Raw genomic sequence first — 26,030 nt, 5'->3', positions numbered from 1 at the left:
AGAGAATAAATTAATTTTTATACTTAGATTTAAGTAAGACTTATGAGCAATTTAAAGAATGTTATAGTTATTTTTGATTCGGGTGTTGGTGGACTTTCTTATTTTGAGTATATAAGCAAAAGGTTTGTTAAGAGAAATTATGTCTATGTTGCAGATAACAAGAACTTTCCTTATGGTGAGAAGAGTTCAGACTTTCTTTTAAAAGAGATTTTAGAACTAATTTTGAAATTGGAACAAATGTATAATGTTGCTGCAATTGTTATTGCTTGTAATACAGCTTCTATTAGTGTATATGACAAATTAAATTTTAGTTTTCCTGTAATATATACTTTGCCTTCAGTTTGTTTAGTAGAAGAGCTTGCATATAAAAGGGTTATTTTAGTTGCGACACATGCTACCATTAATAGTAAATTTATTCAAAGAGAAAAAGATTGTCATTGGGATTTAATTTTAAAATCCGCAAGTGAGCTTGTGAATTTTGTAGAATATGGAGATAGATTTAAGGAAGATGCACTTAAATATTTAAATTTCTTAAAATTAGAGGTTAAAGCTAGTAGGCGGGATATGGTTTTTTTAGGATGTACACATTATTTGCACATTAAAGATATGATTGAAAATTTTTTAGGAATTCCTGTTTATGAGAATCGTGAACTTGTGACTAATGAGCTTATTAAAGAATTAAAGAGTATTGAGAGTCGTGATGATTGTTTTACACGTTATTTTTATTTAACACAAGATGAAAATTTGTATTTCTATAAGAATTTTTGTAAAAAATATGGTTTGCATTTTAAAGGAATAATCAATTGAATGACTTTAGATTTGAGATTCTCTGGGGTGTGAATAATATTTATTCTATTGTTAATGTTAATACCAATGAAATTTATGAAGGAGTTATTAAGGGGAAAATTTTAAATACCCAGGATAAAGAATATAGTCCTTTGGTTCCTGGCGATTTTGTTTGTGGAGATATTTATGATGAGGGCAAGGTATATATTAAAGAAAGACTTAAACGAAAAAGTGTTCTTTGGCGTTATAATAAAAAGGCTGCTCTTAGGCAAGTTATTGTTTCAAATATAGATAATGTTTTAATTGTTAGTTCTGCTAATCTTCCTGAGATTAAAAATTCATTTATTGATAGGGCATTAGTAGTTGCTGAGGAACAAGGGATTACTCCTATTATTTTGATAAATAAGGTTGATGAGGGCATAAGCACTAAAGTTGATACTCTAATTAAAATTTATGAAAATTTAGGTTATAGGGTTATTAAAACCTCTGCTATCACTTTGCAGGGAATTGAAGAAATAAAGGAAATTATTAAGAATTCAAGAGCTTCTTTTGTCGGGCAGTCTGGTGTTGGAAAATCTTCACTTATAAATGAGGTGGATTTAAATGCAGCGCAGGCTATAAATGAAATATCTTATAAATATTCACGAGGTAGACATACTACAGTTTATGCTATGGCTTTTCATTCTGATAATGGAGTGGTAATTGATACTCCTGGAATAAAGGAATTTGGAATTGAAAGCTTAGAACCTCTTAAGCTTAGATATTATTTTAGAGAATTTAAAGATTTAAATGATTTTTGTAGATTTAATTCTTGTTTGCATGCAAATGAGCCAAATTGTTTTATAATGAATCAAATTGGATTTAGAATTTCAGAAGTTAGATACAATAGTTATCTAAAGATTGTAAATGAGCTTAAGAGATATAAGAGTTATGCAAGAGAAATATTTGGAAAAAATTGATTTTTATCAAATATTATCTTCAGTTGCTTCTTACGTAGCTATTTCAGATACGCTTAACCTTTTAGGTGATCAACAAATATTGAAAACCGAGGAAGAAGTTAATCGAGTATGTTGTTTTGTTAAATTGATCAAAAATCTTATTGAAATTTATGACGAATATCCAAATTCTTGTCTTGAGAGTATAAGTGATTCTATTATTTTACTTCTTAAAGAAAAATCAAGAATTTCTATTGAGGAGATTAAGAATATTATTTTTTTTCTAAGAGAAGTTTTAAGGATAATGCTTTTTTTAGATAGAAATGAATTTAAGATTCAAGATGAAGTTGAAATTTTAAAAGAATTATTATTTGTAGATCCAAGTTTAAAGCATTTATTAGAGACTTTATGTAAGTATATTGATCTTGATGAACTTAAAATCAAACGAGGTGTTGTCAAAAATTATGATGAGATTGATTTTGAAATTAGAAATTTAGATAAAAAAATTGAAAAACAGCTCAAGCAGATAATAAGCTTAAATTCGCAATATTTAACCTCTACGCTTATTTATTATAAATCAGGCAAATATACTATTGCACTTAAATCTAGTTTTAAAAATAAAATCAAGGGTAATATTATATCTATTTCATCATCTGGTGAAACATTTTATATTGAACCAAATGATATAGTGAGTGAGAATAACAGATTAGGGTTTTTAGGTTTTGAAAAAACGCGTATAGTTTTAAAAATTCTTCAAGAACTCTCAAATGAGATTCGCAGACATATTGTTCTTTTAAAATCCCTTTATAATAAATTTTTATATTATGATTCTCTAAAGGCCAGAGCAATTTATGGAATAAGAAATCAAGGAGTATTTCCTAGATTTGATAGTAATATTAATATTATCAATGCCCGTCATCCTTTAATACAGCATGCAAAATCTATAAATTTTTGTCCTTTAAACAATAAAGTTGTAGTTATTACAGGTCCTAATGCTGGTGGTAAAACGGCAACTTTGAAAACCGTTGCTCTTTTGAGCGCTATGTTCCAATTTGGAATTCCTGTTCCAGTTGATGAGTCTAGTACTTTTAAGATTTTTGATAATATTTTAGTTGATATTGGAGATGATCAATCAATTGCAAATTCACTCTCAACTTTTTCAAGTCATATGAATAATATTGCTTATATTTTAAAGTATGCAACAAGAGATAGCCTGTTAATATTTGATGAATTTTGTTCAGGTACTGATATTGAACAAGGACAAGCATTAGCTGTAGCTCTTCTTGAGCATTTAATTGATATTAATTCTTGTGTTATTATTTCAACTCATTACAATGCTCTTAAATATTTTGCATACACCCATGAATTTGTTGTTAATGCTTCTATGCAGATGGATTTAGACAAAATGGAACCTAATTATAATTTAATGTTTTCTGTTCCAGGTGAAAGCTTTGCTTTTAGTGTTGCAAGTAAGTCTTCTATTGATGCTAATATAGTACTTAGAGCGAGAGAGATTCATTTATCTAATAAGACGGGAGTTAATGAAATATTGGAAAGACTTACAAAAAAGGAGCAGGAAATTCATTTACTTGAAGAGGAATTAAAAGATAAGCTTAAGCTTATTGAACTTAAGGAAATCGAGATTAATAATATTCGGAATAATATTATCTTGAAAGAAAAAGATTTGGAAGAGAGATTGATAAATGAGCAGAAAGAATTTTTAAAAAATTCAAGGAAAATTTTAGAAAATTTAGTTAGAGAGATAAAAGAGGGCAGTGTTTGTACTACTAAAAATAAGGAATTTATATCTAATATTACGGATAATATAATTACCAAAACTACTAAAATTAGATTGCTTAATCAAGAGATTGCCACTAAGATTGAATTTAGAGTGGGTGATAAGGTTAGAGTTGCTGGGTTAAATGCTTCAGGAGAAATAATAGGTGTTACTAAAAAAGGGTTTATTGTAAATACTGGTGTTTTTAAGATTACGGTTTCATCTTCTAATTTAGAGAAAATATTGGATGATAAGAAGTCCAAAAATGATCGTGATAAAAATTTTAGTTTTTCTTTTGAAAATCAAGATGATGAATTGAGTCTAACTGTTGATATTAGGGGGATGAGAGTGGTTGAGGCTATAGACTTTTTAAACAGGAAAATAGATAATATGTTACTGAGAAATGTTTGTAAATTTGAGATTATTCATGGCAAAGGAGAAGGTCTTCTTATGGAAGGAGTACATGCATTCTTAAGAGATGTAAAATTTGTTAAAAAATATTATTTTGCTCATCCAAGTGATGGAGGAGTTGGAAAAACAATAGTAGAATTTTAAATGGGTATATCAAGGTTTGAGGAATTTGAGAATGCATTGTTTAAGATTTGTCTTGATGTTGATTGTGTTCTTGAAGATGAATTTGGTAATTCTTATAAAGTGCATCCAAGTAGGCTCTCTAGAGGGAAGGCAGCTAATGGACTTTTGGATGGGCTTTTTCGTGTTACTACTTCTTTTACCCTTGGATATGGTTCTAAATTTGGAAGAGGGTATTTAGTCATTATTGAAATAATAACTCTTGATATGGTTGATATAGAATTTAGTAACAGGGTTATAGAAAGGGGTATTAAGGTTTTTGGTGAAAAGCTTAAAGAAAGATTTCCAGGAAAAAAACTTTTTATAGTTCAGGATATTAATGTTTATAAAATTATAGGAGATTTTTTTAGTGGTGTATAATTCTCAATAATTTGGCTTTTAATAATTGAAAATTTATTGTTATACTTTTTATTGAAAGATTTGTTTATTAAGTATTTTGAGTTATTTTTTTTGTATATTAAGGAGTTTTAGTGCAGTTTGAAGTTAAAGATCTGATAAATAAAATTAAAAAAGATGGACTTGAGGAAGCTGAAAAATTAGCAAACGAGATTATTCTTAATGCAAAGAGGGATGCTGAGGCTATTGTTTTAAAAGCTGAGAGTGATGCTAAGGACTTAAAAATGCAAGCTGAAGCGGAAGCTAATGAGTATAAAAGATATTCTCTTGAGGCATCTCGCCAAGCAGTCAGGGATTTGATTATTGGTACTGAAAAAAATATTAAATCTCTTTTTAAGACTGCTTTGAAGGATTCTGTTTCTAGAGTTTATGATGATAATTTTTTGAGGGACCTTATTATTAAGGTTGTAGATATTTGGAGTAAGAACGATAAGATAGATATAATGCTTAATGAATCTGATTTTTCTAATTTATTATCTGTTTTAAGAGCAAAGATAGGAAATAGGCTTGATGATGCAATTGAGATTAAACCTTTTAAAGGCATAAGTAAAGGTTTTACAATTCAACAAAGAGATGGAAATTTGTATTATGATTTTACATCAGAAACCGTTGCTGATATTCTTTTTGAATATTTAAATCCAAGGTTTAAAGAAGTTATAAAGTTGATTTAGGAGATGTAGTATGTTAAGTCCATATTACTATGTTATGTCATCATTACCTTATCTTGATTTAAAAATTGGTAAAGGGGGGAGTATATCAGGTTTTTTTGATAACATTGAGATTGCTTTAAGCAGGGAAGATTTTCTTTGTCTAAAGGATTTGTCAGAATCTAGATTTGCTAGGGGGAATTTGAAGGTAATTGATCAATTTCTTGAATTTGAAGAAATGATGAGATATACTTTGGCAACTATTAGAGCTGAGAAGTTAGGATTTTCAAGGGATGTGTATTTAGAATCTTCTTATTTTTCTAGTTATTATTTAGGAATTTTAAAACCTCTTTGTCTTAAGGAAAATCCTTTTGAGGTAGAATTGGGACTTGATATGTTAAAGTGGCAGTTTTTAACAGAACTTGAAGTGGGAAATGATTTTAACTTTGAAAAATTGGTAATTTATTTGTTAAAGTTAATGTTAGTTTCAAGAAGAAGTCTCTTTATAGAAGAGATAGGCGAGAAGAATTTTGATGATATTTGTCAAAAATTAAGTATGCAAATGAGTAAAAATTTTTAGAGGGAATTTGAATGGAAGCTAGAGGAAAAGTAGTGGGGGTTATTGGAAATTTGGTTACTATTGAGATAGTTGGTACAGTTTCCATGAATGAGATTGTTTTTATTAAAACCGGTGGACGCAGTTTAAAAGCTGAGATAATTCGTATTAGAGATGGGGAAGTTGATGCTCAAGTGTTTGAAATGACTAAGGGAATTGCCGTTGGAGATGATATTGAGTTTACGGATAAGCTTTTAACTGTTGAACTTGGTCCTGGTCTTTTAAGTCAGGTGTATGATGGTCTTCAAAATCCATTGTCAGAACTTGCTGCTCAATGTGGTTTTTTTTTGGAGAGAGGCTTGTACTTAAGTGCACTTGATAGGAGTAAGAAATGGAGTTTTAATGCAACTGCAAAGGTTGGGGATATTGTTGTTGCAGGAGATTATCTTGGATTTGTTGTTGAAGGTACAATTAAGCATAAAATTATGGTTCCATTTTATAGAAAAGATTCTTACAAAATTGTGGAGATCGTTAGTGATGGCAATTATACTGTAGATGATAAAATTGCTGTTATTGAAAATGATGCTGGGGGTAGGCATGTCATCACTATGTCATTTCATTGGCCTGTTAAAGTTCCAATTACCAGTTATAAAGATAGACTTATTCCTAGTGAGCCTATGGTAACTCAAACAAGAATAATAGATACATTCTTCCCAGTTGCAAAGGGTGGTACATTTTGTATTCCTGGGCCTTTTGGTGCTGGAAAAACAGTCCTTCAACAAGTTACAAGTCGTAATGCTGATGTTGATGTTGTAATTATTGCTGCTTGTGGTGAGCGGGCAGGTGAAGTAGTAGAAACCCTTAAAGAATTTCCTGAGCTTATAGATCCAAGGACAGGTAAATCATTAATGGATAGAACATGTATTATTTGCAATACCTCTTCTATGCCAGTTGCTGCTCGTGAAGCATCAGTGTATACAGCTATTACTATTGGTGAATATTATAGGCAAATGGGTCTTGATATACTTTTACTGGCAGATTCAACTTCAAGATGGGCTCAGGCTATGAGAGAGATGTCAGGGCGTCTTGAGGAAATACCAGGAGAAGAGGCATTTCCTGCTTATCTTGAATCTGTTATTGCATCGTTTTATGAAAGAGCAGGTATTGTTGTTTTAAATGATGGTAATGTTGGTTCTGTAACTGTGGGTGGTTCTGTAAGTCCTGCAGGAGGTAATTTTGAAGAACCAGTAACTCAGGCAACTTTAAAGGTTGTAGGAGCTTTTCATGGTCTTACAAGAGAGAGATCAGATGCTAGAAAGTTTCCAGCCATTAATCCTCTTGAGTCGTGGAGTAAGTATAGAGGGGTTGTTGAATCTGAAAAGACAGGATATGCGAGGTCTTTTTTGGCAAAAGGGAATGAAATAAATCAGATGATGAAAGTTGTTGGTGAGGAAGGTATAAGTATTGGTGACTTTTTAGTTTATTTGAAATCTGAGCTTTTAGATGCATGTTATTTGCAACAAAATTCGTTCGATAGTGTTGATACTGCTGTAAGTCCTGAGCGTCAAAATTATATGTTTGATATACTTTACGATATTTTACAATCGGATTTTAAATTTGAGAATAAATTGGAAGCAAGAAGTTTTGTAAATGAACTAAGGCAAAATATTTTGGATATGAATCTTAATCCCTTTAAGGAAGAAAAATTTAATAAATTAGAAAATACTTTAAAGGATTTAGTACGTTCTAAGAAGTTGGATTTTTGAGGTGCATAAATGAAGAGAGTATATAGCAAGATAGAATCTATTGTTGGAAATGTAATAACTGTGATGGCACAAAATGTTAAATATGGAGAACTTGCCATTGTTAGGTCAAAAGATTCAAGTTCGTTAGCAGAGGTTATTAAGTTGGATAGAGATAAAGTTTCTCTTCAGGTTTATAACGGAACTATAGGTATTTCAACTGCAGACGAAGTTAAGTTTTTAGGTCATCCAATGCAAGTGACATTTTCTGAAAATTTGCTTGGTAGAATCTTTGATGGAGCTGGTAATCCAAAAGATGGAGGACCGCGTCTTGAGGATGATTTGATTGAAATTGGCGGGCCATCAGCTAATCCTGCAAAGCGTATTGTTCCAAGGAACATGATCAGAACAGGAATTCCAATGATAGATGTTTTTAATACTCTTGTTGAGTCTCAAAAATTACCAATATTTTCTGTATCCGGTGAACCTTATAATGAACTTCTTATAAGAATAGCTCTTCAGGCGGAAGTTGATTTAATTATTCTTGGGGGAATGGGACTTAAGAATGATGATTATTTGACATTTAAAGATTATCTTGAAAAGGGTGGTGCTTTAAGTAGGACAATTTTTTTTGTAAATACAGCTAATGATCCTGTTGTTGAGTCTTTAACAGTCCCTGATATTTCTCTTGCTGTTGCCGAGAAATTTGCATTGCAAGGAAAAAAGGTTTTGGTACTTTTGACTGATATGACCAATTTTGCAGATGCTATGAAAGAAATTGCTATTACTATGGAGCAAGTTCCATCTAATAGAGGTTATCCTGGTGATTTATATTCTCAGCTTGCATCTAGATATGAGAAAGCTATTGATTTTGAAGGGGCAGGTTCAATTACTATACTTGCAGTTACTACAATGCCTGGAGATGATATTACTCATCCAGTTCCTGATAATACGGGTTATATTACTGAAGGGCAATATTATTTAAAGGGAGGCAGAATCGAACCTTTTGGTTCTCTTTCAAGACTTAAGCAAATGGTTAACGGGAAAACAAGAGATGATCATAGAACGATTATGGATGCAATGATTAAGCTTTATGCATCTTCAAAGGAATCTATAGAGAAAAAAGCTATGGGATTTAATATGACAGAGTGGGATGAGAAGCTTATTAAGTACAGTGATATGTTTGAAAGTAAGCTGATGGACTTATCTGTTAATATTCCTTTGGAGGAGGCCTTGGATTTGGGATGGGAAATTCTCTTTAGTTGTTTTGAACCTAAAGAAACTGGAATTAGAACAGAACTTGTAGAGAAATATTGGCCTCAAAAAAAGGATTAGCAATGCCTAAAGTTAAATTAACTAAGAATGAGCTTAAAAAACAAAAAGATAGCCTTAAAATGCTTGGTAGATATTTGCCTACCCTGCAGCTTAAGAAACAACAACTTTATTTAGAAATTAGAAAAGTTGAAGCTCTTAAAAGAGCTCGGAAGCTTGAGCAAGATAGGCTTAAGAGAGATATTAAATCTTGGATTGCTTTATTTGGTGAAAAATTTACTTTCCAAGATTGGATTCAAATTAAAAGGGTAGTAAGGAGTTTTGCAAATATTGCAGGCATCAATATTCCTGTATTTGACTTTGTTGAATATGAAGATATTAAACATGACTTTTTATTGACTCCTTATTGGGTAGATAGAGGAATAGAGGTTATTAAGAGTATGATTCAGATAAATGCAGAGCTTGGGGTTTTAGATGAGCAGATTAGGTTATTGGAATCCGAACTTAATACTACTTCTCAAAGGGTAAATTTATTTGAAAAAGTTATGATACCTGCTGCAAAAATTAATATAAAAAAGATTAATATTTATCTTGGTGATCAGCAAACAGCAGCTGTTGTAAGAGGTAAAATGGCTAAAGCTAGTTTGATTAAAAATAGATAGGGATGCGTTTATGATTGTAAAAATGAGCAAAGTTTTGATTTTGACTTTATTGAAATATAAAAAAGAGTCACTCGAAATGTTAAGAGAATTGGGGGTTGTTCATATTAATTTTTGCAATAGAGTTTCAGAATCTTTAGAAAAAGTTATTGAGGAAAGGGGAATTTTGGTTCAGGCTTTATCTTTACTTGGGGATGATTCTGAAGTAAAACTTTTAAGCTCTTCAAATGAGAATTTTTTAGATGTTGCAAAGAGTATAATTAGTTTAGGTTCTGAAATTAAAGATTTAAGGGAGATGCAGCAGTCATTACTTCATAAGAGAGATATTATATCTTTTTGGGGATATTTTTCTCTTGAACTAGTTAATAAATTGAGAGAAAGTAATATTTACGTACAATTTTTTAAGTCTGGGATTGCTGAATATAAAAAATTGTTGGCATGCTCTGAAACCAAAGTTGCTCTTATTAATAATTATAAAGGTACGGCTTATTTTGTAGCTATTAATTATTCTAAACAAACAATAGATACAGCTGAAAAATATGAGTTTGAGTTTGACCTTGATTTTATTGAGAATAAGTTAAGATTTGTTGATGAAATTTTAGATCAAAAGTTGACCCAATTATCGATTTTAAATAAATATAGGGATGTTTTAAGAGATGAAATAAAAGAGTATGATCAAATTGTTGAGTTTGAGCAAGTTATGGCTGACATGGATGTAGCGTGTGATAATTTTGTATATATTACAGGATTCGTTCCGGAAGATAAGCGGGAGGATCTTAAAAATCTTAAGGGTAAATTTGTGGTACAATTTGCAGAGCCGGATGATGATGTTGTTCCTACTTATATAAAGAGAAGGGGAATTGCTAAGCTTGCCAAGCCTATTTTTGATGTTTTAGATACAATTCCTGGCTATAAAGAGAGAGATGTTAGTTGTGTTTTTATGTTATTTTTCTTTATGTTTTTTGGAATGATAATTGGTGATGCGGCTTATGGAATAATATTCTTACTAGTAGGCATTTTCCTTAGTTTAGGCAATTTTATAAAAGGTAAGCCTTTAACATCTATTCATGCTTTAATATTTTATTTAAGTACATCAGCAATAATATATGGTTCGATGACTGGTACTTGGTTTGGCAGTAATCCTTTTATTCTTGAGTTATTTCCTATTTTAAAGTCTTTAAAGCTTGGGTATTTGACGGGTACGAATGGTATGCAGAATATTATGTTTATATGTTTTACAATAGGTGTTTTGCAAATATCATTAGCTCATATATGGAATTTTATTCAAAAAGTGAAGGAAAAGCCACATATACATTCAATTGCTCAAATTGGTTGGCTTATTATAATGCCTGGGCTTTATTATCTTGTTCTCAATTTAATACTTGGCAAAGATAGGTTTCCTATGCATAGCATTATTCTTAATATGATATATAGTGGAGTAATACTTGTCTTTATTTTTGAGAAACAAGATGGTTCAAACTTCTTTATGTGCGTATTAAAGAGCTTTGGGGGAATAATAGAGCAATTTTTAGCTACTGTTTCAGGATTTGCAGACATAATATCTTATATTAGACTTTTTGCTGTTGGACTTGCTGGACTTGCAATTTCTGATAGTTTTAATAGTATGTCAGCAGCTTTATTAAAATCATCTAATATTGGTCTTATAATAAGTGGCATTATTGTGATGCTTTTTGGACATATTTTAAATATAACGTTATCTTTGTTATCTGTTGTTGTTCATGGGGTAAGACTTAATATGCTTGAATTTTCAAACCATTTGGGGCAAGAATGGAATGGGTATTCTTATAGGCCTTTTAGAAAAATTAAAAATTAAAGATTAGATAAGGAGAGAATTATGAATATAGGTTTAATAGGAGTTAATTCGGCTTTAGCAATAGCTGCAATAGGTTCAGCTTTGGGTATGGGAGCTGCCGGAAGTGCTGCTATTGGGGCATGGAAGAGATGTTATATGCAAGGTAAGCCAGCTCCTTTCTTATTAATTGTTTTTGTATCAGCACCTTTGACACAAATAATATATGGTTATATATTGATGAATACTTTAGCAGGGATAATGACACAGGCGGATCCTTGGTTATTGTTTGGAGCTGGTTTTGGTGGTGGTCTTGCAATTTCTATTTCTGCTTTTGCGCAGGGTAGGACGGCTGCAGGTGCTTGTGATGCTTTTGCTGAAACTGGCAAGGGATTTGCGACAAATCTTTTGGTTTTAGGTCTCATAGAATCTGTGGCTCTTTTTGTGATGGTATTCTTGATGATATTTAAATTTGTTTAAATATGAAGGATTATGCATTAAATTTTCTCGCAATTTGTGAGAAAATTTAATATATTTATAGATATGCTAAGACCTTTTTTGCTCCTTTTTATTTTCAGCTTTATCTTCAATTTAAGTTCATCAGGTGTGAAAGAATTTCCGTATTGGATTTTACTTGAAAAGGGACGACAATTTATTTATTCTAAAGAAGGATTTATTAAATCTAATCTTACTAGTGCAATTAATTATTTGCAGGAAGCTTTGCTTAGAAAAGGAATATATCCAGAAGCTAATTATTATTTATCCATTGCTTATAGCATGATTGGCAATGTTGTGTTTGAAAAATTACATCTTCAAAAGGCTTTGGAAGATAAAGATTATTTATTAGATAAATCTTTTGAAAAAAATATACTTTTTTCTTTGGCAAAGATTGCTGAGATTGAAGATAATTATGTTGATATGATTGATTACTTGAATGAAATTTTAAGTAAATTCTCAAGTAGTGATGATTATTATAATTATCACTATGTCGTTCAAAAATATGAGAATACTACAGGTAGTACAGGTAATAAATTTAATATGTCGTTTTATTTACATTCTTATTTAAAACAGGTAAGGGGAACTTCTGGTTTAGATTTTACTTTTAATCTTTATAGATTTAATAAATATAATATTATCGATACCCATCAGTCATTATCAAAAGTATATTTAAAGATTGGTGCTTATGAACTTGCAATTACTCATGGACTTGTAGCTGCAATTGGTATTTTGACTAAAATGTATGACTGTGTTAGTTATTATGAACCGCTTTATGAATTTAAAAATTTAAGGTCTTTTGTTCAAAAAATAAATGAATATACTGATGTTAAAACTAGTTTTGAGTCTACAGATTTTTGGGAAATAGTGTATACCATTGCTTATGCTACTTATAGTTATGATGATCATAAACACACGTTAAGAGCTATAGATACTTGGAAGTTGATTGTTGATCTTGCTCCTAAATTTTCGCCTTATGTTTTAAAATCAAAAATTCATATCAGGAATTTTTTACTTAATAAAAGTGTGTATTAGTATAATATTCCTAAATATTTTATTTTAATTTAGGGGAGGTTTGAAAATTAGTTCTTATAAAAAAAATTTTTGTATTATTGCACATATTGATCATGGTAAATCAACTTTAGCGGATAGATTTATACAAAAAGCCAAAATAGTCTCAGATCGTGAATTTAAAAGTCAAATTCTTGATAGTATGGATATTGAAAGAGAACGGGGTATTACAATTAAGAGTCAAGCAGTTACTATTGATTATAAGTGTAGTGATGGCAATACTTATGAACTTAATTTTGTAGATACCCCAGGTCATGTTGATTTTTCTTATGAAGTTTCAAGAGCAATTTCATCTTGTGAGGGAGCACTTTTACTTGTTGATGCGAGTCAGGGAATAGAGGCTCAAACTGTTTCAAACTTTTATATGGCATTTGAACATAATCTTGAAATTATTCCTGTTATTAACAAAATAGATCTACCAAGTGCTAATATTGATTTTGTAAAAGAGCAAATAGAACATGATTTAGGATTAGATTCAAATATTGCTGTTCCCATATCGGCTAAGAATGGAATAGGAATTGATGAGTTGCTTGAGGCTATTTGTAAATATGTTCCATCTCCCAAAGGTAGTGTTAAGAGTTCATTAAAGGCTTTAATTTTTGATTCACATTATGATTCTTATCGTGGTGTTATTGTTCATTTTAGAATTTTTGAAGGACAAATCAAAACTGGCAACAAGATTAAATTGATGCATGCAAATAGGGAATATTTAGTGGAAGAGATTGGAATTTTTAGAATAATTCTTGAAAGAAAAGAGATTTTGGAAGCAGGTGATGTTGGTTATTTTATTGCGGGCATAAAGAATATATCAGATGTTAAGATAGGAGACACTGTAACTCTTGTTGATAATCCAGCAAGTGCACCTCTTGAAGGGTTTAAGGAAGTTAAACCCGTTGTGTTTTCTTCTATTTATCCAGTTGATGCTAATCAGTATGATGATCTTTTAAAGGCAATGGATAGACTTAAATTAAATGATGCATCGCTTACTTTTGAAAAAGATACCTCAGCTGCTCTTGGACATGGATTTAAATGTGGATTTTTGGGACTTTTACATTTAGAGGTAATCCAGGAAAGAATTGAACGTGAATTTGATCTTAATGTGATATTAACATCACCATCAGTGCGTTATAAAATTATTCCCAAAAAAGGGAATTTCTATTTTATTGAGAGTCCTGAACAATTTCCTGGAAATGAAAACATTGAAGTTGCTCTTGAGCCTTATATTAGAGCAAATATTATTGTTCCCACTGAATTTTTGGGGAATGTTATGAGTGTTTGTTTGCTTAAAAGAGGCGTGCAAGAAAATTTGATTTATCTTGATACAAAACGTGTTGAAGTTATTTATAAAATGCCACTTGCTGAGATACTTTTTGATTTTTACGATAAGGTTAAATCTGTAAGTCGTGGATATGCTTCTTTTGACTATGTACTATTAGGATATGAGGAAACAGATTTAGTTAAGTTGGATATTTTAGTTAATGGGGATAGAGTTGATGCATTGTCTCAGTTAGTCTTTAAGGATGGTGCGAGAGCAAAGGCTTTAAGTATTTGTAAAAAATTAAAAGATGAGATTGCAAGACAACAATTTAAAATAGCGATTCAAGGAGCTATTGGTTCAAACATTATTGCGCGTGAAACAATTTCACCTGTTAGGAAAGATGTTACTGCTAAATGTTATGGAGGCGATATTACTCGAAAAAGAAAGCTTTTAGAAAAGCAAAAGGAAGGGAAGAAGCGACTGAAGATGATAGGGAATATTGAGATACCACAAAGTGCATTTCTTGCTATTCTTAAATCAGATGATAATTAATTTTATGTTTAAACAGTTAAATTTTTAGTGCAGCGATATTCATTGTTGATGTTTGGTACAATTTAATAACCAAGTTATAAGATATTTCATTTTTATAAAATATTATTAAATTGTTTTAAAGTGTTATAAACTGTTATAAAATTATTTTATACCAATAAAATAATTTTATATGGAGATAGTTTATGCTTAAACGTAATAAGGTTGTTCTTGTTGGAGCTGGTGGTGTTGGCTCAAGCTTTGCTTATGCTTTGACAATAGATAACTCACTTGTTCATGAGCTTATAATTATTGATTTAGCTCAAGACAAAGCTAAGGGTGAAGTCATGGATTTAAACCATGGTCAGATGTTCTTAGAAAAAAATATTAAAATAGAATTTGGCAATTATGATGATTGTTCTGATGCTGATATTGTTGTAATTACTGCAGGTCTTAATCAAAAACCAGGTGAGACAAGACTTGACTTGGTTGGCAAAAATACTAAAATCTTTAAAGAAATTGTAGCAAGTGTTGTTTCAAGTGGATTTAGTGGTATTTTTGTAATTGCAAGTAATCCTGTTGATATTATGACTTATGTAACAATGAAATATTCCAATTTTCCAACTCATAAGGTTATTGGTACAGGGACAACGCTTGATACTTCAAGACTTAGATATTTTTTAGCTGAGCGTTTTAATGTTAATACTCAAAATATACATTCATATATTATGGGTGAGCATGGAGATAGTTCTTTTGCTACTTGGGATGAGACTAAAATAGCTATGAAGTCTTTATCAGAATATCTTGCTGAAGGAAAAGTAAGTGATGCAGAACTTGATGAGATGCACAAGAATGTTGTTAATGCTGCTTATGAGGTAATTAAACTTAAAGGTGCAACTTATTATGCTATTGGACTTGGTATTAAAAAAATTGTTAATGCAATAATTAGTGACCAAAACCTTATTTTGCCGATATCTTCATATATTAATGGGCAGTATGGTAATTTTGTTAAGGATATTTATATTGGAGCACCTTCTGTTGTTTGTAAAGATGGTATAAAAGAGGTTCTTGATTTTAAAATAAGTGATAGAGAGCTTGAAAAATTTAAAATTTCTGCTAGTCAATTGAAGAGTTATATTGATAAAATAGAGTTTTAATTTTGCCCCAATTGGGGCTTTTTTACTCTTCTAGTAATCTTTCTCCATGTTTTCTATGTTCAATAGCTTCTAGTAATGATTCCCTTGAAATATGGTTTTCTTCTTTTAAATCCGCAATTGTTCTTGCTAGTTTTAAGATTGAATGAGTTGCTCTTGATGATATATTGAGTTTATTTAATATATAAATCATTTCTTCTCTAAGTATTTTATCTAATTCACAAAATATAGCAATATGTTCTGGTTTAAGATCAGAATTCTTGTGAATATTTTCAATATTTGCGTATCTTTTACTTTGTATGTTCCTTGTTTTTATTATTTTCTGTCTGATTTCACACGAGCTTTCATTATCTTCTTGGAATAATTTTGCATTGTCTACTGGTTTAACTGGTACCCTAATATCAATTCTATCAAGCATTGCTGCTCCAAGTTTTTTCCAGTAGTTTGAAACCTCTTGTTGTGAACAAAAACATTCTGTATCATTTTTTCCAAGGTTGCCACAAGGACAGGGGTTTGTAGCAATCATTAACTGAAAATTTGCAGGATATTTAAATGATTTTGAACTTGCTCTTACTATTGAGATCATCTTATCTTCTATTGGTTCGCGAAGTGATTGTAGTATTGATTTTTGGAATTCCAAAGCCTCATCTAAGAATAAAATTCCATTATGAGCAAGTGATACTTCACCGGGAAGTGCATTGGAGCCTCCACCAATTATTCCTTCTTTACTCGCAGTTTGATGGGGTTGTCTAAATGGTCTTTGTCTTATGATTTTTGTATCTATTAATTTACCCGCGACTGACCAGATTCTGTTTGTTTCAATGATTTCTTTATTTGTAAGTGGAGGTAAGATTGACTGTACACATTTGATGCTGAGAGTTTTTCCACTTCCAGGAGGACCAAATAACATGATGTTATGACCTCCAGCGACTGCGATTTCGAGTGCTCTTTTTGTTCTATGTTGTCCTTTTATGTTTTTAAAATCGTATTCAAATTTTTCTTCATTGTATTCTGTTTTAAAGTTAATTGTGTGTTTTGCTGGAAATATATTGTTGTTAAGATTGCTTATTATTTCTAGGGCTTCTTTTAAAGTTTTTACTCCCCAGATGTTTAGATTTTCTATTAAAAGAGATTCTTCTAAATTGTCAAAAGGTATGATTATACATTTGATTCCTCTTTTCTTTGCAAGTGAAATGGCAGGCAATACTCCTTTAATTGCTCTTATTTGTCCGTCTAATTGTAATTCACCTAATATTAAAACTTCTAAGTTATTGTTTTGATTTTCTTTTATAGTTATAATGCTTGTTGCGATTGAAAGATCAATTGCTGTACCGATTTTTTTGATACCGGCTGGTGCTAGATTGATTAATATCCTGTCTTTTGGAAAAGTAAATTCTGAATTTTTGATAGCTGATTTTACCCTTTCTCTTGATTCTTTGATTTCACTTCCAGCTAGTCCAACAATGTCAATTCCTGATATTCCTTTTCTAATATCTACTTCAATTTCAATGAGTTCACCTTCATATCCTATTGATGAGTGAGAGTATATTTTCATATAATTCTCCTTAAATTAAAAGTTATTTAATGGTATTCAAGATCTTTTTTAGAGCTTTGTATGGTAGCATGAAGCAATCTTTTCTATTTGTATATAAGAAATTTTCAAAATTTTTAAGACTTTTATCAATTTCTTCTAAATTTTCAAAATTTTTATTGATTGTTTTTGTTATGATTTCTAGTATTTCTTTTCTAGGTTTATTATCACATAGCTTAGTTAAGATATAAGCACTTGAGAGAAAAATTATGCATCCATATGCGTTGTATTTTAATCTAATTTTTTTGTTGCTTTCATTGATTTTAAAAGTTATTTGGTCACCGCACTTAGATTGATGATATACTGAACTTTGATTTCTATCTGTTTTAAAATAATACTTTTTTATTTTGCTAAATCGTATTAGTTCTTTTTTTGTTTCTTCTGAAAACATATTTCAATTTTAAGAGGTTTGCTTGATTAAATCAATAATATTTTTATATTGATTTAATTTAAGTTTTATGTAATGAGTAAAATTTGTACACATTATCTTTGATATTATTGAGTGTTGTAATCTTTATGTAATATGATTAATAGCTTTTGTGAGCTTTTTTAAAGATAAATTTAATAAAATGCTTTTATTGTGCTCTTTAAGCAGGATATGAAAATATCAATTTCTTCTTTTGTATTGTATAAGTAAAAGCTTATTCTTAGTAGATGGTCTTTTTTGATATTTTCTGAAAAAAATGCAAGGTAAGCGCAAGTTTTCCCAGATCTAATTGCAATTCCCATTGTATCAAGATATGTCTCGATGTCGTGTGAGTGAATATCTTTTACTGTAAATGATATTATTGATTTCCGTTTGATATTTTTATTTAGAATGAATTCAACTTCATCAATTTCTTTTAATTTTGCAACACAATATTCAATCAGTGTTCTGTCATGTTCTTGAATAAATTCCATTGAGACGTTATTAATATATTCTATTGCTTTGCCAAGACCAATAATTCCTGCAATGTTTGGTGTCCCCGATTCAAATTTATTTGGAGGTTCAAGGGTTTTGAAGTTAAGCTCTCCATTTTTCATGAAAATATCTTCTATGGTGTTACCTCCTAATTTGGAACTGTTGAGTTTATCTATAATTTTATCTGATATATATAAGACCCCAATGCCTGTTGGAGCAAGCATTTTGTGTCCTGAGAATACTAAAAAATCACAGTCTATTTTTTTTACATCTATATTCATATGTGGTGCCATTTGAGCTGCATCTATGAATAAAATAATTTTATTATCTTTAGCAAGCTTTCCAATTGTTTCTAAATCTTGTATAGTTCCTAGTATATTGTTTATGCTAGATATAGCAATGATTCTTGTTTTATTTGTAATTAAGTTTTTTATTTGTTCTGGTTGAATGATTCCCATTTCATTAAATTTTGCAAGTTTAATTTTTAATTTTAAAAATTTGGCAATATTTATCCAAGGAAGCAAATTACTATTGTGTTCGAGCGTTGTTGTAATGATTTCGTCATTTTTTTTTAAAAGTTTTGAAAAAAGTAATGAGTTTACTACTGTGTTTATTCCATCTGTAGTACCAGAATTAAATATTATGTTTTTACAAGATTCTGCATTGATAAAATTTTTGACAATTTTCCTTATTTTTGCTACTTTTAAGCTGGATTGTATTGCAAGTTCATGTCCGCTTCTGTACACATTTGCATTATAATTTGTGTAGTATTCAACTATAGATGAAATCACACTTTGTGGTTTTTGAGAAGTTGCGGCATTGTCAAAATAAATGATTTTTTTATCATTAATAGTTTTATTTAGAATAGGGAAGTCTTTCCTTAGGATTTTGACTGTTTCATTTGTGTCTTTTATAAGATTAAGATTCATTTGTTTAGTACTCTTTATTTTTATGTAAGAATTTTTATTTTAAAAATTATACCATTATTTTTTATTTTATTTTGACATATAAAATTTCTTATATTTTTTTGTTAAGTTAATTTGTGTTCTGATGTCTATATTTTATCATTATGTTTAATTTTAAGCTTTTATCTTTTAAAGATATGTTTATGTTATAATTCGTTTTATGAAAGAAATAATTTATAGATTTGAAAAAGCAGAGGATTATAAATTAGTACCTATTAATAATATTTATGGCAGTGTAACTAATACTGGAGAGATTTTTTGTGATCTTGTCTTTGAATCCACAGAAATTCCTGAAGAAATTGTTTATACTAAGACTAAAGAGGGTGTCTTGGAAGAGATTTCTGGAGAGTTTAAGGGTTCTAAAGAGAAGATAATTTTAATAAATTCTTTTGTTGGGATTTCTATTACAAAAGATACTGCTAAAAATATTGCTTATTGGCTCTTAAAAAAAGTTGATGAATTAGAAGATAATGAGTAAAACTTCTGAGGAAAGAATTAAGATTTATTTATCTAAGCTGTCTAAGTATAAAAATAAGATTTTAAAAGAAAACAGTATAAAGGATATTATTGAACGAGCAGATATCTCTGATGCTGATATTGAAAATATTGAAATGCGTTTTTCTAAGATATATGATAGAGCTCGGCGATTAGAGGAAATGGGGGAACTAAGCGATTCTTTAAGAGAACTTGAGACTATATATTTGTATTCTCTTCATAATAAATCTATTTTTGCTTCATTTTTTAATTTTTATAAGAGACTTATAAAAAGAATAGATAGTAAAAATTTAAATAAAAAATTGATACATGTAAGTTTACAGGCTCGAGAATTTGGAATAGTGAGTGGGATTAACTTAAAAGATTATGATGAAGCTGAGAGGTTAAAACATCGAGTATTAATATTATTGTTAAGTTTTGTATTAATAGCTATTATTGCATTTATTACATATACAATAATGCATTCCTTTATTGTTGGCTATGAAAAGCTTGATGAAGTAAAAGATGTGCATAGGACTACTTTTCAAGGGTTACCCTCAGTTACAAGGGCATCTGATTTAGTGGTTGAATCTGTTAATCTTGCTGCAGGTCCTTATGTTTTATATCATGTTGAAGTTGAAGATGCTAAGGTGTTAGTTTTTGAAGATGCACATGCTTATCAGCTAAAAGCAGGAGTTGTTTCAGCTAAAGATCCTATTAAAAGGATTTATTATGGTGTTACTGTTTATGATGATTTGGGAAGGCCTATTTTAAATAAGGTTTTTGAAAAGACAAGTGATTTTCCTAATAAATGGAGTAAAGGTGTGTATGCCCCAATTGATTTTATATACAGTATTTCTAAAGAGATTAATGGGCATCCTAAAAAAATGGTTCTTGATATACGTTTAGTTGAATTTTTTAGTGAAGTTGATAATTTGTCTAGTGTTAATTTAGAAACAAGTTCTTCAATATTAAATTTTAAATATCTTGGAAGTTATTTTAATGAATCTTTTGGAATTTATGAGGCTAATTCTTTAATAGAGGTTTACAATGATTCAAAGGATAATATTAAAGATTTGGAAATTGAAGTGATTTATGTTTCTAAGGATAGTCAGATTATTAGGTCGCTGCAACGAAAGTTAATTTCTGAATCCAATTCTTTTCTTAAGCCTTATTCTAGGCAAAGTTTTTCGTTAAAGACTATTTTCCCAAAAGAGATTTATCCAGATATTAAAGAAGAGTTGTCCTCTATTAAGATTGTGAATGTATTTGTAAGATAGTATTTTTATGTATAAAAATATTGATTTATCTATAGAATTTCTTTTTCTTTAAACTTTGAAATAATATTTAGAGGAATAAGCGTTGTTGTAATACTGATTAGTGTGTAAGATAAAAGAATAATTAAGCTAAATTTGTAACTTATTTTGATATTAAATTCAGAGATATAATAATCAGAGTTTAAAAGTTCTGTGTTATCAGTTCCAAATATTTTTAAAATTGTATTAATAATAATATCTATTATATTAATTAAATGTTCGATATTAATGGTTATATAATTTCCAATAATTATTCCTATTATACAAGATATTGAGCTTAGAACAAGTGCTATTAATATAAATATTAGTTTGAGACTTGAATTATTCATTCCAATTGATTTAAATATTGCAATTTTCTTTTTATTTTCAAGTATTAACATACAAAGGGATGAGGATATATTAATACTTGCAAATATTACAATAAATGCCATAATAAATATTAAGAGTTTTTTGCTGATATCTAAGTTTGTATATTTGTTTAAATAAAGCTCATAAAATGTTTTTATTTTGTATTCTTGGAATTCTTTTTTAATGTTTTTCTTTAAATTATCAGTTTTTTCTTTGGTATTGGGTTTGATAGAAATTCCAATTATACTTTTTGAAAATTCTTCCGACATGATATTTGAATCTTGTAGTGAAATGAGAACTAAGTTTTTATCAATTTCTCTTAAACCCGTTTCAATGATTCCGGATATATTAAACTTTTTTGCTTTGGGGAATATCTTTTGATGCTTATTATTTGGTATTACTATATAAATAGATTCGTTGATGTTTAAATTAAGTCTGTCTTTAATTTGTTTTGATATCAATATTTCATTTTTGTTGAAGCTTTTTTTGCCGTCTATTAATTTTATATGCTTATTTTCATCAATAAATTTGTTCTCTACTGCTCTTATTAATACACCTTGTTTTTTATTATTTCCGATTATTCCGTAGGTTCTTCTTTCAAAAAAATATCTTAGTTCATCATGTTGGTATTCTTTTTTTAATTTTTCTAGCTTAGATCCAAGATATGTATCTTTTTGAATTTCATTATATTCAATTTGTACGGAAAATCCTTCATTTTCAATGTATTTTTCTATTGTAGAATTCATTATATTGTTTGACATGTAGTAGACAATGATTAAAGGAATCATGACTAAACTTAAAGACATTCCAGAACCAATCAAGGCTTTTTTATTTTTTGAATTTATAAATATTATGTATGCTATTTTTGTGAGTTCTTTGATATTTGGACGCATCATATTCTCTTTAATGTTTTTTCTTTAAATTCATATTTAATATCTGCTTTGTTTGAAAATTCTGGATTGTGACTGACTAAAATTAGTGTTTTGTGAAATGTTTTAGCTGTGTTTATTAATAAAGATTCTACCGTTTTTGCGGTGTTAATATCCAGATTACCAGTAGGTTCATCGCATAAGATTATATTCGGTTCATTTATTAAAGCCCTTGCAATTGCTGCTCTTTGTGCTTCTCCTCCTGAGAGCTCTGAAGGGTAGTGATCCCCTCTTTTATCTATTTCTAATATTTTCATTAAGCGTAGAGCTTTTCTATTTATTGTTTCTAAGTTATCTTTCCCTTCAATTATTTTAGGTAAAATAATATTTTCAAATACACTAAACTCATCAATTAAATTGTGATTTTGAAATACAAGACCTATTTTTTTGTTTTTATATAAACTTAGGGTTTTCTCATTTGCATCTTTTAAAGATATTCCGCATGAAATTATATCGCCTGAATCCATTTTATCAATTCCTGATATGATGTTAAAAAGTGTAGATTTTCCACATCCGCTTTTGCCTTGAATTGAAATAAAGTCACCATCTTTTACATTTAAATTTAAATTTTCTAATACTTTTATTTTTGTTTTGTTTTTAGTATATGTTTTATGTATTTCCGTTATACATATAATATTTTTCATTTATGAGGCTCCGTTTATTTTATCAACATATTTGATCTTTTTTGTTACCTTTAGACTTGAGCATATGGTAAACAAGCAAGCAAAAAATAGTGTGAACATTAAATCACTTAAAAATATTTTAGGTGTAATTGTATTTTTAACTATTTTTATTTCTATATTTTCTAGTTTTAATTTTAATATATAATTTATAGTATTAATCAGGCTATTTATTAAAATATCAATTACATTTAAAATTTCATTGATATTTGAAGATATTATAATGCCTGTAATTAATCCAATAATGCCCCCGAGTATGCAGATTATTACTGAATGAATTAAGAAAATCTTCCTGATTTTTTGCGATTTAAGCCCTAAAGATAAGATTATTGAAATTGATTTGCTTTTATTGATTATTATTCTTTTTTGTAAATAATATGTGTTAACGGCAATGACAAGAAATATGCTTGTTAAAATGATTAACATTGTATTCCTCTCTATTTTTAGTGCTTTATAGAATTCTTTATTATATTCGTTCCATGGTTTAAATTGGATATTGGGATTAATATTTTTTATTTTGTTTATTAAGCTTTTGCTAGGATATAAATTTTGTGTTTTGATTTGATATTTAATGTCTGAATCTTTTATAATTTGTTTTTTGTAAAAGTAATTAATGTTCATAAATATTGTGGATTCATTTATTTTGGCATAATTGCTCTTAAAAATGGCTTTTATTTTGAAGTATTTTATTTCGTTTTTTAATGTTTGTAAATTTTTTATTTCATCACTTAATATTAATCCTATTATGTCGCCTTCAAGTAGGCCTAAGTTGTATGAGAGTACATCTCCTATTATGATTTCATCATCGTTAAGTTGAAGCTCAGATTGTGTAAGGCCTGTTAGTAGGATAAAATTTTTATCTTCTATGATGTCTTTTGTGTCAAGTGCAATTATATTCAAGATACTTGGATAGTAATAGTTTTCGATTCCAATACCTTGTGTTTCATAGATTTTATTTATTTGAATTATTTCTTTAATCTCTTTAAGAGCATTAAGTTCTTGATCATTTAATTGGCTTTCAATTTTTAAATTACCGCTCTCTAAAGTAGATATGCTTGTGAAAAAGTCATTTTGAAAACCATTCATTATTGATATTGTGATAATGATAATGATTTGTCCAAGTACTATGCTTAAAATTATTACAATTGTGAGTGATAAACTATTTTTTTCATCTAAAATCAATCTTTTCAATAAAAATTTATTTAATCCCATTTTTATCTCTCTTAATATCTTTTTATTTCTTCAATAATTTCGTCATTTTTATATCTTACTTTAAAGATAGGATTTCCATCGTAGTATATTTCTTGTTCGTATTCATGATCATTAAAATAGTCAGTTTTTAATAATATTAAGTTATTCTCATAAATTGTTTTTGACGTTAGTCTATTATCAGAATTATATTCATATTTTGTTTTAGTGTTATGTTCTTTTTTGTTTTCTTTTACAATTACATTTTCAACTATAACGTTTCCAGATTCATTATATTCAAAATCACTGATCTCTGTTATTTCATTGTTTTTGTATATTTCTTTTTTGATTAAGTTAGGACCTTTATATTTTGATATAATTTTTATGTTGCCTTCTTCTTTTTCTTCTGTATTGATTACTTCATTATCATCTAAATATTGATTTTTTTCTCTAGATTTGATTTTGTTATTGTCTAATATTATGCTTTCTAAATGTCTTTTTTGATCATCATATTGAATTACTTTTGTTTTGGATTTTTTTATGTCAAAGTATGTGGACTTGATCTCTCCATTGATTCCGTAATTCCAAACTTGAAAATCTGAACCCGTTATTTTTAAAAGCTTACCATTAGAATCTTTCATGTAGTGTAGTGTTTTTGGCTTTTGATTTAAAATTTTGATTTCTTTATAAATTAAATCATTGTTTTTGTAAAAATAATTTACAGATTCAAGAATTATTCCTTTAGGACTATATTTTATTTCTTGTATTTTATTATTCAAATTATCATAAATTTCTTCTTTTGTTTTGATATCTTTTTCATTATAGAATGTTAGTTTTTTTTTATCATCTTTTATTGTTTTCTGTGTTTTATATTTTATCAGTTGTAGGTCTTTAAAGAGACTAAATTTTTCAATTTCATTAATTTTCATGTATTCAATGTAGAATCCTGTTTGTGGAATTTCATATATTTCTTGATACTTATTGAAAAATACGTCGGATATAAAGTAATTTTGCCCATATGTACTTGGTATTATAAATATTAAGAATAATATTACTATCTTTGGTGTCATAATAATTTATTCAAGTAGTCATCAGTGTTGAATTCTTTAATATGTTCTACTTGTTCTCCAAATGTAAAAAAGTATATTGGTTTCTTAAATAATTTTGAAATATTTATTATTCCACCTGCTCTAGATGATGAGTCAAATTTTGTGGCTATTATTCCATCAATTTCTATTGCTTTGTTAAATATTTCTGTTTGATTGTTTATATTCTTTCCAGCGATAGAGTCTATTACTAGTATCTTTTTATAGTTAACATCTGTTTTGATCATTTGCTTTTTGATTACATTATCCATTTTTTGGAGTTCTTTGATTAGATTTTCTTTGTTTTGAAGTCTTCCCGCTGTGTCAATTATTAATATATCATAATTTTTGGTCTTTGCACTTGAAATGCTGTCAAATATTACTGCTGCTGCGTCGCTTCCTTGATTTTGAGATATGACTTTAATTCCTATTTTTTCGCTCTGTATTTTAATTTGTTCAATTGCTGCTGCTCGGAATGTGTCTGCTGCAGCTATTAATACGTTTTTACCTTCATTTTTAAATTTATTTGCAAGCTTTATGATGCTGGAGGTCTTGCCAACTCCGTTTACCCCAATTATCAATAAGATGTTTAATCTTTTATTCTCTAGGTTGAGGGATTGTTGGTTTATGTAACTTTTAAGAAAGTCTTTTAGTTTTAAGAATGTTTCTTCTTCATCTTTGACCTTAAGTTTTTTTATATTTTCTATTATTTCAATTACTATATCATTTTTAATATCTGCTTCTAAGAGAATATCTTCTAATTTTTCAAATATTTGTGTTTTTTCTTTGTTCTTAAATAAATTTTTTATCTTGTCAAAAATACCCAAAATTCTCATTCTCCTATTTTTTATTGTTTACTAAGTAATTTTACAATAA

The 26,030-nt window shown here is 28.9% G+C and carries 24 protein-coding genes; 16 read left to right on the top strand and 8 right to left on the bottom strand.

Going from position 1 to position 26,030, the window contains the following annotated elements; translation table 11 throughout:
• Window positions 1–42: 42 nt before the first annotated feature.
• The 14 genes from murI to bvRMA01_RS00425 all read left to right on the top strand — a co-directional run bounded on the left by murI (window position 43) and on the right by bvRMA01_RS00425 (window position 15,680).
• On the top strand, window positions 43–807 hold the full coding sequence (murI, locus tag bvRMA01_RS00490) for a glutamate racemase (RefSeq protein ID WP_247031414.1): 765 nt from the start codon (window positions 43–45) through the stop codon (window positions 805–807).
• Window positions 804–1,745, top strand: coding sequence for a ribosome small subunit-dependent GTPase A (gene rsgA / locus bvRMA01_RS00485; RefSeq protein WP_247031412.1), 942 nt, complete (start codon window positions 804–806; stop codon window positions 1,743–1,745). The genes murI and rsgA overlap by 4 nt, the downstream gene beginning before the upstream one ends.
• A complete protein-coding gene (locus bvRMA01_RS00480; RefSeq protein WP_247032385.1) occupies window positions 1,717–4,053 on the top strand; it encodes an endonuclease MutS2 in 2,337 nt (778 codons plus the stop codon). Before rsgA ends, bvRMA01_RS00480 begins: the two co-directional genes overlap by 29 nt.
• Window positions 4,054–4,449 carry a hypothetical protein gene (locus bvRMA01_RS00475; protein ID WP_247031410.1) on the top strand — a complete coding sequence of 132 codons (396 nt, stop codon included), beginning with the start codon at window positions 4,054–4,056 and terminating at the stop codon, window positions 4,447–4,449.
• A 110-nt stretch (window positions 4,450–4,559) separates the two neighbouring features.
• On the top strand, window positions 4,560–5,156 hold the full coding sequence (locus bvRMA01_RS00470) for a V-type ATP synthase subunit E (protein ID WP_011772056.1): 597 nt from the start codon (window positions 4,560–4,562) through the stop codon (window positions 5,154–5,156).
• Window positions 5,157–5,166: 10 nt separating this feature from the next.
• The gene (locus bvRMA01_RS00465; protein ID WP_011772055.1) at window positions 5,167–5,712 is read left to right on the top strand and encodes a DUF2764 family protein; all 546 of its coding nucleotides are present in this window, start codon (window positions 5,167–5,169) and stop codon (window positions 5,710–5,712) included.
• A gap of 11 nt (window positions 5,713–5,723) precedes the next feature.
• On the top strand, window positions 5,724–7,454 hold the full coding sequence (locus tag bvRMA01_RS00460) for a V-type ATP synthase subunit A (RefSeq protein WP_011772054.1): 1,731 nt from the start codon (window positions 5,724–5,726) through the stop codon (window positions 7,452–7,454).
• A 9-nt stretch (window positions 7,455–7,463) separates the two neighbouring features.
• Window positions 7,464–8,765, top strand: a complete 1,302-nt coding sequence (locus bvRMA01_RS00455) for a V-type ATP synthase subunit B (RefSeq protein WP_247031408.1) — start codon at window positions 7,464–7,466, stop codon at window positions 8,763–8,765.
• 2 nt (window positions 8,766–8,767) lie between these two features.
• The gene (locus tag bvRMA01_RS00450) at window positions 8,768–9,364 is read left to right on the top strand and encodes a V-type ATP synthase subunit D (RefSeq protein WP_247031406.1); all 597 of its coding nucleotides are present in this window, start codon (window positions 8,768–8,770) and stop codon (window positions 9,362–9,364) included.
• A gap of 10 nt (window positions 9,365–9,374) precedes the next feature.
• Window positions 9,375–11,195: a V-type ATP synthase subunit I gene (locus bvRMA01_RS00445; RefSeq protein WP_247031404.1), complete on the top strand. Its 1,821-nt coding sequence runs from the start codon at window positions 9,375–9,377 to the stop codon at window positions 11,193–11,195.
• 21 nt (window positions 11,196–11,216) lie between these two features.
• The gene (locus tag bvRMA01_RS00440; RefSeq protein ID WP_011772050.1) at window positions 11,217–11,651 is read left to right on the top strand and encodes an ATP synthase subunit K; all 435 of its coding nucleotides are present in this window, start codon (window positions 11,217–11,219) and stop codon (window positions 11,649–11,651) included.
• Window positions 11,652–11,714: 63 nt separating this feature from the next.
• Window positions 11,715–12,701: a hypothetical protein gene (locus bvRMA01_RS00435; RefSeq protein WP_247032384.1), complete on the top strand. Its 987-nt coding sequence runs from the start codon at window positions 11,715–11,717 to the stop codon at window positions 12,699–12,701.
• Between the two features lie 40 nt (window positions 12,702–12,741).
• A complete protein-coding gene (gene lepA / locus bvRMA01_RS00430; RefSeq protein ID WP_247031402.1) occupies window positions 12,742–14,547 on the top strand; it encodes a translation elongation factor 4 in 1,806 nt (601 codons plus the stop codon).
• A gap of 182 nt (window positions 14,548–14,729) precedes the next feature.
• Window positions 14,730–15,680 carry an L-lactate dehydrogenase gene (locus tag bvRMA01_RS00425; protein WP_247031400.1) on the top strand — a complete coding sequence of 317 codons (951 nt, stop codon included), beginning with the start codon at window positions 14,730–14,732 and terminating at the stop codon, window positions 15,678–15,680.
• Window positions 15,681–15,702: 22 nt separating this feature from the next.
• Here the strand turns inward: bvRMA01_RS00425 and bvRMA01_RS00420 are convergent, their stop codons facing one another.
• From bvRMA01_RS00420 to bvRMA01_RS00410, 3 genes are all read right to left on the bottom strand, one after another.
• Window positions 15,703–17,232, bottom strand: coding sequence for a YifB family Mg chelatase-like AAA ATPase (locus tag bvRMA01_RS00420; RefSeq protein WP_011772046.1), 1,530 nt, complete (start codon window positions 17,230–17,232; stop codon window positions 15,703–15,705).
• A gap of 22 nt (window positions 17,233–17,254) precedes the next feature.
• Window positions 17,255–17,659, bottom strand: a complete 405-nt coding sequence (locus bvRMA01_RS00415; RefSeq protein ID WP_247031398.1) for an iron-sulfur cluster assembly scaffold protein — start codon at window positions 17,657–17,659, stop codon at window positions 17,255–17,257.
• Window positions 17,660–17,829: 170 nt separating this feature from the next.
• Entirely contained in the window at window positions 17,830–19,098 is a 1,269-nt protein-coding gene (locus bvRMA01_RS00410; RefSeq protein ID WP_247031396.1) for a cysteine desulfurase, read from the bottom strand.
• A gap of 196 nt (window positions 19,099–19,294) precedes the next feature.
• Here bvRMA01_RS00410 and bvRMA01_RS00405 point away from each other — a divergent pair, with 196 nt between their 5' ends.
• The gene (locus bvRMA01_RS00405; protein WP_011772043.1) at window positions 19,295–19,612 is read left to right on the top strand and encodes a hypothetical protein; all 318 of its coding nucleotides are present in this window, start codon (window positions 19,295–19,297) and stop codon (window positions 19,610–19,612) included.
• Window positions 19,605–20,888 carry a hypothetical protein gene (locus bvRMA01_RS00400; RefSeq protein ID WP_247031394.1) on the top strand — a complete coding sequence of 428 codons (1,284 nt, stop codon included), beginning with the start codon at window positions 19,605–19,607 and terminating at the stop codon, window positions 20,886–20,888. Before bvRMA01_RS00405 ends, bvRMA01_RS00400 begins: the two co-directional genes overlap by 8 nt.
• 29 nt (window positions 20,889–20,917) lie before the next feature.
• Here bvRMA01_RS00400 and bvRMA01_RS00395 read toward each other — a convergent pair whose 3' ends face one another.
• The 5 genes from bvRMA01_RS00395 to ftsY are packed head-to-tail and all read right to left on the bottom strand — an operon-like array spanning window position 20,918 to window position 25,981.
• Complete coding sequence (locus bvRMA01_RS00395) at window positions 20,918–22,168, bottom strand: ABC transporter permease (protein ID WP_433996705.1); 1,251 nt, start codon at window positions 22,166–22,168, stop codon at window positions 20,918–20,920.
• Entirely contained in the window at window positions 22,165–22,845 is a 681-nt protein-coding gene (locus bvRMA01_RS00390) for an ABC transporter ATP-binding protein (protein WP_011772040.1), read from the bottom strand. The genes bvRMA01_RS00395 and bvRMA01_RS00390 overlap by 4 nt, the downstream gene beginning before the upstream one ends.
• Window positions 22,846–24,093 carry an ABC transporter permease gene (locus bvRMA01_RS00385; RefSeq protein WP_247031392.1) on the bottom strand — a complete coding sequence of 416 codons (1,248 nt, stop codon included), beginning with the start codon at window positions 24,091–24,093 and terminating at the stop codon, window positions 22,846–22,848.
• A gap of 11 nt (window positions 24,094–24,104) precedes the next feature.
• Window positions 24,105–25,139, bottom strand: coding sequence for a hypothetical protein (locus bvRMA01_RS00380; RefSeq protein WP_247031390.1), 1,035 nt, complete (start codon window positions 25,137–25,139; stop codon window positions 24,105–24,107).
• A complete protein-coding gene (gene ftsY / locus bvRMA01_RS00375; RefSeq protein ID WP_041178550.1) occupies window positions 25,136–25,981 on the bottom strand; it encodes a signal recognition particle-docking protein FtsY in 846 nt (281 codons plus the stop codon). Before ftsY ends, bvRMA01_RS00380 begins: the two co-directional genes overlap by 4 nt.
• Window positions 25,982–26,030: the final 49 nt, after the last annotated feature.

Origin of the sequence: Borrelia venezuelensis (assembly GCF_023035835.1) — a bacterium.
Classification (GTDB): Bacteria; Spirochaetota; Spirochaetia; order Borreliales; family Borreliaceae; genus Borrelia; species Borrelia turicatae.
This window is presented reverse-complemented; position numbering and strand designations above follow the sequence as displayed.